Source organism: Desulfitobacterium sp., from assembly GCF_982384815.1.
On record NZ_CEVWNY010000092.1, the window covers coordinates 1 to 12,272 of the forward strand.

Below are 12,272 nucleotides of genomic sequence, written 5' to 3' on the forward strand. Positions count from 1 at the left end.
GACATGCTGATTACCGCAGCAATATCGGAATAAGCACCGCCGTCCACTAGATAGGTAATCTCCGCACCACGAATCTTTCCTTCCTTGGTTGCCCCCAGTTTGACTTTAGCATCTAAACCAATGCGGCAGGGGGAACTGGTCATATCCTGCTCCCGGGTATTAACCAAGCGGACAAGTCTGCCACCGACCGCTTTCGAGGCTACATAGGCAATAAGCTCTAATTGTACCGCGGCCTTGCCCCCGAAAGCTCCGCCCACTAAGGGGACATTCACAGTAATCATTCCGGCGTCGACTTGGAAATAGCGGCTGATCAGCTTGCGAATCACAAAGGGTGCCTGAGAGGCGGAATTAATAATTACCCGGCCATTAGGCTTGATCTCGGCACTGACTGTCCGGGTTTCTAGGGCAATGTGATCAGACTGGGGCAAGGAATAACTTCCTTCCACAATGACTTCGCTTTCCGCCCAAGCCTTGCCGATATCTCCTTTGCGAATCTTGGTTCGATTAGCGATGTTTGTATTTAACTCCGGGTAAATTAGTTTGACCTTACGATACTGGTGAATATCCTCATGGACTAAAGGGGCATTACTCCGGATCGCTTCACTGGGTGAATTTACAACAGGCAGGGGCTGGTATTCCACCTGCACCAATTCCGCGGCCTTTTTAGCCTCTAACTCGCTATTGGCAATGACTACTGCCACCGGTTCTCCATAGTATCTAACCTTCCCCCGGGCAACCATTGGCCTGTCTTCAAGATATGCACCGGTCATAATCGGGAAGTCATGACCGGTCAGGACCGCCTGCACTCCAGAGCTTTGTAAGGCCTGGGAAGTATCGATATTTTTAATGATGGCATGGCCATAGGTACTGGTAACCAGCCGAACATGGAGTAGCTCCGGGGTAATATGATCACCGATATATTTGACCGCTCCCGTCACTTTGTCAATGGCGTCTCTTCTTTGAACATTCGCTCCGACAGTCTGCAAAGGTGTTCCTCCTAACCCGTTCGTGCTCCGGAATAACTCAACCTAGATTTTTCTATAGCTTTCCCCCTGGAAAATAAAAATATCAAAAATTTCCTCTGCCCTTAACTTCTTGTTAACAGCGGGGACAGGAATATAAACATGTATTAGCAAGCCACCATATACTGGTAAATAGAAAGGAGGAATTACTATGTTTTTTGGCCAAAACCGCTTCTTAGGTCAACCCGGTGGCGAGAATCTGACTACAAATCCCGATTTTCTAAATCAAGGTTCGCGCCCGATGCCCTCAGGTCTCCAGAGATTCTTAAACAAAAAAGGCATCAACTCTCCCGAGGATCTTAACAATCGTCTCCAATACGCTCCCCGTATGCCCTTTAGAAGACCGCGCTAAGCAGTAAATTAAGGGCACAAAAAAGAAGAGCGAATCCGCTCTTCCTACTTACTGTTTATTGCTAACTTTTTTGCTAATTGCTATTGGCCTTTGCTCTTTACCTATTTCCTTGGATCATGATCCTCCATCTGTTCCATCAGTTTCTGAATAGCCTTTTTCTCAATGCGCGAGACATAGGAACGAGAAATTCCCAAAGCTTTGGCGATCTCCCTTTGGGTCCGCCTAGGGCTGTTCAAGAGCCCGTAACGGAGCTGCAAAACATGCCGCTCCCGTTTGGTCAGGTTCTTGACCTTATCTAGGAGAACTCTCTGCTCAAATTCACTTTCGATCCGGTCGGAGATTGCTTCCCCCTCGGAAGCCAAGACATCCATGAGGGAGATTTCATTCCCCTCTTTATCGACACCGATGGGATCGTAGATAGAGACTTCCCCACGGGATTTTTTCAGGGAACGCAGATGCATAAGGATTTCGTTTTCGATACAGCGTGCAGCATATGTGGCAAGTTTTGTGCCCTTGCCCGGGTCAAAGGTATCAATACCCTTAATCAGACCGATGGTGCCAATGGAGATCAGATCATCGCTGTCCTCTCCGGTCCCGTCAAACTTCTTGACTAGATGGGCCACTAAGCGAAGATTATGCTCAACCAGCTTATTGCGGGCATACTCTGCTTTGGTCAAATCCTTTACTGTAGCCTCGGGACTCTTGCTTGCCCGAAGAACCCGGAGGTAATGGGCCTCATCCTGCTCGTTAAGGGGTTGAGGAAAAGCATTATTATTGATATAAGAGACAAGAAGGGTTACCCCCTTCAAGATTGTTAAGGCAACACTAGCTACCAGAATTTCCGTCAACATAATCTGCCACTCCTTTCGTTCTGCTCTAGCACTGAACTAACCCGCCCGGGTCCCCCGCTTCGATAGGCTGCGGGAGTCTAAGGGCGGTTAAGTCCAGTATGGACTCGACTAACATTCAGTAGAGAGTGAATCCCTCCTAAATAAAGTCTCGCTCAATACCTATGCAAAAGGAGCTGGAATTCTGCTTGACCTATTCAAGTACTTGAAAAATGTATACCGCATATTTTGCCTATTCACCGGAGATACGAAGGATTATCTACACTACCAAAAATAAAAAAGCATAGCCATTTGACTATGCTTAAACCCCTGCCTAACTTTACCCTCCGTTGAAGAATTGTTTATCTGACTTTTGCCTCCAATATTTCTATTCTTTTGCGGAGTTCGTTTATTTCGGTTTTATCGTCCCTGATTTCCTTTACAGCTTGCCAAGTTATTTCCAGCTTAGATGATATTTCATCTAACTTATCAGCTTCTTATGCGTTTCCCGACTGTCTGCTCTTAAAGCTTTTATGTCTGACTCCATTTTCTCCAGTTTATTCAAGATAATTTCTAATTTATCCATAGATTATCCCTCCTGATAATATGTTAGCATGACCCATGCAAGGCGAACGGCTAAAATAATATCCTTATAAGGAGTATTTTATCTATTGCGTCGTAATCTTAATTTTACCTTTGGGGCAAGTGGTATCAGAATATTATTATATGTTTTTACAACTTGTTGATAAAAGTTATTAACTTTAGGAACTTTTACACTAATAATTAACGCATAAGGAATTGGATTAGGTTTTTTAATTGGTTGCCCGTCTTCGCGCTTATGATAATAAATATCAAAGCACGGTTTATTAATCGATGAGGAACGAAATCTCTTCGTTGCTTTAAGACAGGGTTCCCACTTATAGCCATCTTCACGAAGGCTATATTCATTTAATCCAACATTTCCTTCACTAAAAAATGTCTTTGTATTTGCATTTTCTGCAATATTACCATCATCTTTTGCTTTAAAGTTACTAGTATCTGGACGAAATCTAACCTCTAGCCCACCTCTTGTGTAAGCGTTCGGATAACTCGGATCAACATTGGGTGAAATTACGAGCGTTGCAGTTATTGTTATATAACCTTTTAGCTCAGTATCTGGCATTGGAATAGGAGCTCTAAGAAAATCCTTGGGTGGCAGTTCCCCCTGATAAATAACAAGTATTTCGTCACTTTCACAACTTATCAAATGATCTAAATCCGGTACAACTCTTCCCCACCCTACATCCATTTTACTTGCTTCACCGCTTTCTGCCTTGTGAATTAGTAGTGCTCTTAATGCTAATAATCCAAAGTCATTTCCTAATTGCATACTTACTCCTACAGCTGTACGTAATAAGTATGGAGAAGCCAAGCTTGTCCCAGAACATCCCATCGCAAAAGCTCCATTAGCATTAGAAAGAGCATAGAAGGGTTCCTCATCAGTTCCACCATATATGAGAATTTCTGGTTTTACAACACCAGGGGTTCTACCTGGACCAACCGCACTATAGTCTGCACGTGCCCATTTTTCACCTCCCTCGTTAGTACAAGCACCCACAGCAATTGCATTCACTGCATCAGAAGGTGGTTGAACTCTATTAAGTCCACTATCAGCATCACTATTACCGTTATTTCCCACGGAAACAGTTAAAAATCTTTTCCCTTCAGATAAATGCTCATCTATGACAGCTGACCATCTCGTAATCTCATCATCTTCGATAGGAATATCTGGCCCTAGGCTAATATTTATAAATTTATATTTTTTATCCTCATCCTTGCTAAGTATGTTGCTAATTCTATCTAAAACATCATAATACTCAAGGTCTCCATTTTTACCAGTATTTTTATCGATAACCCTAAAATGATCAACGGCACATATCGGTTGCTCTGCTTCTTCATCAGGTGTAAGTGGTCCAAATAAGAAAGCTGAAGTCACTTGAGTACCATGGTTAATGTGCTTTATGCTAGGTTGCCCAATTTCATCAGGTTCTATTGATCTGACCCATTTAGAGAGGGGTACTTTTTTAGAGACCCCACCATCAAATATTGCTACTCTCAAATTTGGATTAATACTGTCTTCTGAAGGTAGTTTTACCCTTACTAATGGACTGTCTGTTTTTATAACGGAAGATTGGATCGTCCTAATTCTAGGCATAGCCCTTACTACTCTTATATGTGAGTATTGTGCAATTCTTTCCACTTGGTTATATGTAGTGTGAACTGGTATAAAAGCTAATCCTTTAACAAAACGCATATGATCCATAATCGGTACTGATTGATTCATCTGGACAAATTCTTCAAAAGAGTCAATTATTTCTTCGTCCGAAAAATCATGCAAAACTACTTCTAACATAACTTCTTGGTTTATTGAATTGGGCGATTCGATATATCTAATTTTATCCAACACATTATAGGAATTAAATTCTTCAATATGTGTTAATTGAATCGAGAACTTACTCTCATCGGGAAAACTCATTATGTTACTGGCTAGTTTTTTCAAGTTACTTCTTTTAGACATAACAAATAATTGATCGGTTAAAGCTACTTCCGGGTGGTTCTGAACTCCCCACTCCTTTGGACTTACCTTTTTCGATTTACCACCTACCACCTTAAATTCCGCTAAATTTATAAAATCAGAGGGAAAATCACTTTTTGAAATATAACGGGGGTGCATAGTTAATAAAGCTGTAACCTTGTCATTAGGACAAGCTTCACTAGGCAATTTCATAAATTCTTCCGAAGCGGATTCAAGCCACTTAGACATCTGTTTTTTTGCAGTTGCAATATCATATGGTGGATTTTTGGGACCGGAATTAGTTTTAATCGATACAACACTTGTTAGCCGCTCCCCATAACCAAGTAGATAATTGTTATTTTCATCACTCATGTACGCCCCTCCCAACATCTTTAGTATACTTTCGCACGGTTTCCCTAGATAAGCCAGTTAATTCTGCAACTTTTCTCTGCGAATATCGTTGTTCTACTAATTTTTTAGCTAATTGGATTTTTCCGTTCTTGGATAATTCCTTGCTTGAAATATTCAGCTTTTTTTCTAAGACATTTATTAAGGGTAATTGCTTTATTATACTTTCTCGTTTTGCATTGTTTACTAACATCGTAATCTCAGCATAAGTAAATCCTTCAAATGCAATTGAAAGTGTGTCAAGAAACTCCACCATCTCATTAGTGAACTCTCTACCTAGCAAATCTGTTATCGTCAACCTAATTTGCTCTGATGTAGGATTCGGGAAATTAATTGTATTTTCAAATCTTCTCCAAACCGCAGAATCTAATAATTCTGGGTGATTGGTTGCTGCAATTAATACTCCTTTAGATGACCACTCATCTATAGCTTGGAGTAAAACATTTACAAGTCTTTTCAACTCCCCAATATCTGAATCATCATCTCTTTTTTTAGCTATAGCATCAAATTCATCTAATAGTAAAACTGATGGAATCTTTTGAGCGTAGTCTAATACTGTCCTTAAGTTATTTCCAGTCTTTCCTAAATAACTACTCATAACCGCAGCTAGATCTAAAGTAAATAACGGTCTATTCAATTTTGCCGATATCCATTTAGCAGCATATGTTTTACCGACTCCAGGTGGTCCCGTAAATAAAATTGTCCTGGTTGGTGCTAAATTAAATTCATATAGTTTATCCTCAAATTCTCTTTCCTCTATAATAGAGTATAATTTTGACATAACATCATCTGACCAAATTGGATCTTTTTCAAATTCCGTAAATTCTCGTTTAATTAATTCTAGCTTACTATCAGTATCAATTGGTAAAGGATCATTAAGAATATGTCTTGTTAAACCCACGTTATTACTTGCACTTTTTATCAATTGCTTAATTGTTACCGCCAATTCAGGGCGGTATTTCATAAATATTTTCGTGTCTTTTTTTAGAAGTGCAATAACATCTTGTTCATTACCTGATAGCGCCAACCGAGCCAAATGGACATATTCTTGATATATATCACTCATTTAGACCAATTCTCCTTATAATCCTTATTGTTAAAGCTTTTATATTTGGTCTAATTATATCATGTAATCAACAATTTAGTCCACTTATTAAAAAGAATCGGGTAGGAGAACACTCATTATTTTAAGTGGCCGACCTCTACACACCGTACGTACCATTCGGTATACGGCGGTCCAAAGTTTACACGTACTTTGCAGAATAATATTCACTAAAGCTAAAGTATCCGACTCGCCTGAATTGCTCGTTGGATAGGGCTTTTGTCAAGATGTGGCTATGGGCTGTTCACCAATAGCCATTTCTTGTATTTGCCCACATCCAGGCTTGTTCTCCATGTATGCCTGCATTCTTTAGGCTTTCAAATCGTGTTCGAACTTTCTTCCATCGCTTCCAGGTCACCGTTCTTATGCGACTTCTTAGCCATTCGTCTAGCTTCGCAAGCAGATTCTTCGCATCGACTAGCATAAAATAATTCGTCCAGCCTCGTACGATTTGGTTGAGTTTTATCCTCCGTTTCTCGATTCCTATACCATTGCCTAGTCCAATCACTTCTCGCCTTGAATCATAGAATGAGTAATCTTATGGCAATCATGGGCTCCTTGGGAAATAAGATAAAGCCTCACCTCACTTTTTGCGCCTGATACTATTCGTGTTCCTCGGGTCGGAATTTTGCCGATGGCTTCCTTCGAATTCCACCCCACGGTGGACACCCTTGCCTTAAGCTAATGGTTGGTTACTACATACCCCCATAACGGACTACCGTCTAGTTAATCGCCATGCGTGGCGCACCATTACAAAGCCCCTCACTTCAAGATGAGGGGCTTTGTAACCTTAAACATATAAAACACTAATGATATTTCATAACCCTTTTATCGACACCGATGATGCCAATGAAGATCAGATCATCGCGGCTATTCATATCTAATAGAGAAGATCTAACCGACTTTTTCCATTTTCTTCTCAAGTGCTTCGATTCTTTTTCTGAGTTCGTTAAGCTCTGATTTATCATCTCTTAACTCTCTTACAGCTTGCCAGGTCATATCCAGCTTTTTGTTGAGTTCAGTTCCAAGGTTATCAATTTTGTCGTGTATAGTTTTGTTTTCTGACGTAAATGCTCTCTCCATCGCGGTTAGCTTGTCCAGGATTAAATCAGCTTTATCCATCACTTATCCCTCCCTGATTTTCACTCCTCGACAAAAGAATACCAGAACAAGGAAACTGAAGCAAGGTGAAAATCAATCAAAAATAGCCCCCCATCTCATATGAAAATGGGGGGTGTTATAGCATCACTTAGGTTCTACTGTAGTTTCGGTTTTGACAGAACATTAATGTTCAAGACTTCGGCATTAAGATCCAAATTCTCATATTCTGAGTCTTTATAGGTAAGATACCTATCCCGGTAAGTGGCCTTACTCACAACCAAAGGGTATTCTCCTACCGGAACAGTGTTGGCTACTTTAATCGTAAATTCTGCTTCATAGGAACCGGCTTTTAAAGGAGCTTGTTCGGAAGCCGGAAAGATCATTTTCTCTTCTTCAACAGTAAAGTTATAGGAATTACCCGCTGCATCTTTGAGCTTACCCGCTGTGTAATTGATTTTCCCTTGTACGTAATCGGGCAATTTCAAATCCATACTCAAGTGCTTCACATCACCGCGTAGATTAAAGGAGAGTAGTGCTTTGCCAAAGCCGTTGCTCACGGTGTATAGCACTGCTTTGTCAAATTTTACGGAATTGACTATCGACCCGGTAGTATTAAATTCAATGGCTTTTTCCGGATTTCCATAATTTAGAGTAGCCGTTTGCGTATTGCCGGTTGCAGCTTCATATCCTACCGGTGGGATAATTGTGATATCATAGGTGCCGGAAGGAAGGATCACCATACTGCCCTTATTGTCGGTGCCGCCGGTCTGAAGACGGACAAAACCCGAAGAGCCGGTTGTCCCGTAATAAACTACACCGGTCGCCTTATTTTTGACCTGCACCGGGACATCCTTCACCCCTTTGGCAATTCCGTTATCGCCGGTTTTCGATACGGATATATTCAGGGCAGCACTTTTTACATTGGCAGTAAAGCTATTGGCCGTGTAGTATAACCCCTGAGCACTATAAGTGTCATAGGTAAAACGGTTATTTACCTGATAATTACCCGGCTTATTAAAGGTTGCCTGTAGGGTAAGATCCTGGGTCCCCGTAACAGAATGTGCCAGCTCATTCCCGGAGGTATACCAGCCGTTTGACGGTGGTGCATATATCCCCACTTCTGAATTGCTGTTCTTAACCGTATTGATATCGGTCCATAACCTGATATTGGATAACGCCCCAATATCTTGACAAATGACCTTATAGCTCAAATCGGCCTTATCACCAACGAGATACCCGTTTGCTACCGGAACCATCAAGGCAAGATTTGGTCTTTCGTTGACGAGGGTCACTGTTTTTATTCCTTGTGCACCGTGAGCATCGGTTGCCACAATTTTGACGGCAAAGGTTTGCTTCGTGGGTATTGTGAGTCCCAGCAGCTTCTCCGAACGCGATTCCCCATTGAGGACTGCAGTTTTGTCTTCGGCCAGGTAGCTCTTGACTAGGGTAAATTCACCATTGTTTTTCTTATCGACGAATATCTGCACATCCAAGGTCTGTTCCCCGTCAAAATCCTCGGCCATAAAATCAAAACTTAAGCCCGTGCCGACATCCACATACTGCCCGTCTTGGATTCCGGAAACGCTGACGACGGGAGCGTGATTGGCACCACGGATCGCCTTGACCATAGTATTGACGAATAACTGTTTCTCTGTTAAATAGTCACCCGGCTTAACATGGCCGGTACCCGAATAGGTAATATTTCCTTTGGAATAAGTGTAATAGTCGTTGCGCCCGTCATTACTGTCAAAGGTGTAACCATTGTTGCTACCGGATAAAGTATAAAAGGGAACAACATCCTCATCCTCTAAATTCAATTGAAAATATTGGTGGTGGGTTTGTGAAACTTTAATATTTCCTAGTATATAGGGATAATTGGTAACCAAAGCATCGTTTAATTTGACCGCATCATTGGACCTAGGGAAGTCCCCTTTTTTAGCCCGGGTTAAAGTTAGCCAAGAAAAACCATACCGTTTATCCGTGGTCCCCTCATAAATATCCTGGCCAATCATAGTACGAAATTCTCTGGTTATATTACGCCCCCACCCCGTGGTATTTGCAACCTCGAAAGTAAGCGTATCATGAGTAAACATAACGCTTTGTCCAGAAGCAATATAATCCTTTATTTTCCGGATTGCTTTGGTATTGGTAATATCATCATCTTTCGTACCATACATGTCGGCAAATCCTAAGACAACCATATCGTATTTACCGTTTAATTCATATTTGTCAGGGTTCTTATTAAATTCCCGAACCGAAAGCATATCAATATTAATCTTATATTCATTGGTATCCAGCATATTTTTGCCTTTATCGTCCTTTAAGGTACTGAGATCTAAGGTATTTCCGCTAGGATACAATTGCAAAACGTTGATAGTCATTTTGCCGGAAGAATTGTAAGCGGCATAGCCTGTTTGATAATCTTGAGCCCCTGTAGTACGGTCGCGGACCACGATTTTCCAAGGAAGAACTCCCGTGTAATTCCCCGGTAGGGGCCAGTTTAAAGTATAGCCTTCTCCGGAAGAAACCCCCGAAAGCTTAGCAACTACTTCCTGTTTGGTGATCTTCTGATTTTTATCTACAACATCTTTGAAGATCCCGTCTCCGTTCACGTCCACATATAAGGTAACATCCATATTGTTTTTACCGGGGTTGTTCAAATCAAAGGCAAAGGACATGGCATTGTTCTTTTCATAGCTTTGCTGTGTCCCATCATAAGCCTTGGGCTGTGAAACCAGGGTAATTGTAGGGCGTTTCTTAGATGCGATATATTGTTTTTTCATCTCACTATATAAAGCACTTTTCGTCATATTACTGCTTACTTTAAATATCTTATTGTAAACCGGCTTAGTAGAAGCCTTTGGATTTTCTTTATAAAAATTCTTATATAGTTTGGTATTGCTTTTGTCATTTTTTTTGGTATCGCTAAAGATAGTATCGGTAAAGAATGTCGGTTGGCCGCTGTCAATAAAGTCCAGCAGCATTTCCGCTCTGCGGTTGGTTATATCGACACCGCTATATGTTTCATTTTTTGAACCCTGAAATGTACCAAATGTTGATCCTTCAGCTTTATATGTCCCGAAATACTCACCGATATACACAATATCATATTGACCGTTTATTTCATCAATACTGCTGATAAAATGGTTCATCGTCATTTGGGTAGCTTTATAGGTATATGTTCCGTCAGAATAACTTGGATCTAAAAGGTACTTTTCCGTACTCATCGTTCCATTCTCCGTGCTTCTTACCGGTCCCGGCTGGACCTCCAAGACCCTAAGAACCGTAGTGCTGCCGGCTGCCGCCGCTATTTGAGGATGTCCCACCGTCATCCCCGTCAACACCATCGCAGCGATGAGGATAATCGCTGCGGCTGTTCTCATGGTTTTGTTCCCCATCATCTCATCTCCTTTTCAATCGATATTTCTAAAATAGTAACGATTGGAAATAGTGGTTTTGCTTCCGGTACCTATGGGCACCTGAGTTGTGACCGTAACTTGAACCCCCGTGGTTAACGGCTCTCCCTTTTCATTAAGTCCCGTATAGTCTGAAATATCCGGTTCAGCTATTAGGTTTTGGTCATGAAATGGTAAAATCTTGATAGAGATAACATTAGTAGCTATTATTTCGCTGGATTCGAAGCCTCTTTGAAAACTAAGCTTATTTCCGTTTACAAGATACCGATCTTGGGTAATCCCATCCGCCTCCAATAAAGTAAGGGAAGAGATATTATAATCACTATTCACCTCAATATCAGCAATCCGCCTAGCCGCCAAAATGCCGGTCCCGGCGTCAATACCCGGAATACCGTTAGCAAGGCGATTCATTACTAAGAGGGCCTGGGATTGGGCATCCACTTCACCCCTGACATTATAGTAAGAACGGTAATTATGTGTTAAAAAAGAGCCGGCACTGCTTATAACTATTAATAAGATTACTACTGCAACCATGACTTCTATTACGGTAAAACCGGCTTGATTGCGGACATAACTTTTCATATAACCCCCGACTCCTAATTATAAAAGGTACCGGCTTAATTGGGGAATGCTATTGAATATGTCTGGTTTTCTTCCAAGCGGTAATCTTCATTACCCCGTTCATAGACCCGACATATTCAGGGGTTCCGCCGCTCTGCAAAATTTCGGCTTCAGAATATTCTCTTGTAATGTCAGTCTCATCCGGTCTCTGCGCAAAGAGACTGCAAACACCACCGGCATACCTTGTTTTATTTATCCATAGCTCTTTAAAAAAACGGTTCCGGATAAATTCCCCGTCATTATTAAAGGTCTGATCTCCCTTCATCAGGGTAATGCCACTGCCGGAGCTAAGCAGGCCGGTATAGTTCAGATCACCTACTACATAAAGGGGACCTTGGACGACAATAAGCCCACGCAGGCTGCCACTTTCCGCATTGATAACTTTAAAGTTACTCCCCAACTTTGCCTTAAGGGCTTCAACCTCTGCGGAAGCACCGGTTCCTTGGATAATCACTGCCTTGCCGGAGTCGCCGCAGGCGTAAAAGTGTTCAACCAACCCACCATTGTTTTCTATGTATTCCCTTTCCGCCCATACTGTGTTTTTCAACCAGCCCTTGGCAAGGCTGACCGGAGGAGCATCGGAATTGTTGCTTAGGTTCGAATCCCCAAGGAACTGGGTAAATTTAGTGTACTCCTGACTAAAACCGGACAGTAACGGAACTGCATCTGCTATTTGACCGGCTTGAGCAAAAAGGCGGTTATTCGAAATATAATTTCCAAGGGTAAACAACGGAGTTTTGGCCAGAAAGATATAGCCGCCGCCTAAATTAAAAATTCCTGTTCCCTCCGCCGCGTCCTGCAGCTGGGCATAGCGGGCGTATTTAGCCTTATCCTCAAAGGTCATGTCCTTATAGTTGCCTGCTTCGTCC

General features: G+C 41.8%; 10 protein-coding genes. 1 reads left to right on the plus strand and 9 read right to left on the minus strand.

Features of this window, described 5'->3' with window-relative positions; genetic code table 11:
• Positions 1-986 (minus strand): xanthine dehydrogenase family protein molybdopterin-binding subunit (locus tag AC1U9U_RS12365; protein ID WP_479960869.1); only part of this gene is annotated, 986 nt, incomplete at its 3' end.
• A 187-nt stretch (positions 987-1,173) separates the two neighbouring features.
• On the opposite strand from AC1U9U_RS12365, the gene AC1U9U_RS12370 reads away from it, so the two are divergent.
• On the plus strand, positions 1,174-1,374 hold the full coding sequence (locus tag AC1U9U_RS12370) for a hypothetical protein (RefSeq protein WP_479960870.1): 201 nt from the start codon (positions 1,174-1,176) through the stop codon (positions 1,372-1,374).
• Positions 1,375-1,475: 101 nt separating this feature from the next.
• On the opposite strand, the gene sigK is transcribed toward AC1U9U_RS12370, so the two are convergent.
• From sigK to AC1U9U_RS12410, 8 genes are all read right to left on the minus strand, one after another.
• Positions 1,476-2,225: an RNA polymerase sporulation sigma factor SigK gene (sigK, locus tag AC1U9U_RS12375; protein WP_479960871.1), complete on the minus strand. Its 750-nt coding sequence runs from the start codon at positions 2,223-2,225 to the stop codon at positions 1,476-1,478.
• Between the two features lie 640 nt (positions 2,226-2,865).
• Positions 2,866-5,127, minus strand: coding sequence for a S8 family peptidase (locus AC1U9U_RS12380; RefSeq protein WP_479960872.1), 2,262 nt, complete (start codon positions 5,125-5,127; stop codon positions 2,866-2,868).
• Complete coding sequence (locus AC1U9U_RS12385; protein ID WP_479960873.1) at positions 5,120-6,229, minus strand: AAA family ATPase; 1,110 nt, start codon at positions 6,227-6,229, stop codon at positions 5,120-5,122. Before AC1U9U_RS12385 ends, AC1U9U_RS12380 begins: the two co-directional genes overlap by 8 nt.
• Positions 6,230-6,509: 280 nt before the next feature.
• Positions 6,510-6,773: a group II intron maturase-specific domain-containing protein gene (locus AC1U9U_RS12390; RefSeq protein WP_479960874.1), complete on the minus strand. Its 264-nt coding sequence runs from the start codon at positions 6,771-6,773 to the stop codon at positions 6,510-6,512.
• 386 nt (positions 6,774-7,159) lie between these two features.
• Positions 7,160-7,387, minus strand: coding sequence for a hypothetical protein (locus tag AC1U9U_RS12395; protein ID WP_479960875.1), 228 nt, complete (start codon positions 7,385-7,387; stop codon positions 7,160-7,162).
• A 134-nt stretch (positions 7,388-7,521) separates the two neighbouring features.
• On the minus strand, positions 7,522-10,764 hold the full coding sequence (locus tag AC1U9U_RS12400; RefSeq protein WP_479960876.1) for a DUF5057 domain-containing protein: 3,243 nt from the start codon (positions 10,762-10,764) through the stop codon (positions 7,522-7,524).
• Between the two features lie 15 nt (positions 10,765-10,779).
• Positions 10,780-11,364: a PilW family protein gene (locus tag AC1U9U_RS12405; RefSeq protein WP_479960877.1), complete on the minus strand. Its 585-nt coding sequence runs from the start codon at positions 11,362-11,364 to the stop codon at positions 10,780-10,782.
• 49 nt (positions 11,365-11,413) lie between these two features.
• Positions 11,414-12,272: hypothetical protein (locus AC1U9U_RS12410; RefSeq protein WP_479960878.1), on the minus strand; the 859-nt coding region annotated here is incomplete at its 5' end.

What these genes read in the sequence shown, in the direction of transcription:
- AC1U9U_RS12370 (WP_479960870.1), top strand. Translation starts at nt 1,174, where the DNA reads ATGTTTTTTGGCCAAAACCGCTTCTTAGGTCAACCCGGTGGCGAGAAT.
- sigK (WP_479960871.1), bottom strand. Translation starts at nt 2,225, where the DNA reads ATGTTGACGGAAATTCTGGTAGCTAGTGTTGCCTTAACAATCTTGAAG.
- AC1U9U_RS12380 (WP_479960872.1), bottom strand. Translation starts at nt 5,127, where the DNA reads ATGAGTGATGAAAATAACAATTATCTACTTGGTTATGGGGAGCGGCTA.
- AC1U9U_RS12385 (WP_479960873.1), bottom strand. Translation starts at nt 6,229, where the DNA reads ATGAGTGATATATATCAAGAATATGTCCATTTGGCTCGGTTGGCGCTA.
- AC1U9U_RS12395 (WP_479960875.1), bottom strand. Translation starts at nt 7,387, where the DNA reads ATGGATAAAGCTGATTTAATCCTGGACAAGCTAACCGCGATGGAGAGA.
- AC1U9U_RS12400 (WP_479960876.1), bottom strand. Translation starts at nt 10,764, where the DNA reads ATGGGGAACAAAACCATGAGAACAGCCGCAGCGATTATCCTCATCGCT.
- AC1U9U_RS12405 (WP_479960877.1), bottom strand. Translation starts at nt 11,364, where the DNA reads ATGAAAAGTTATGTCCGCAATCAAGCCGGTTTTACCGTAATAGAAGTC.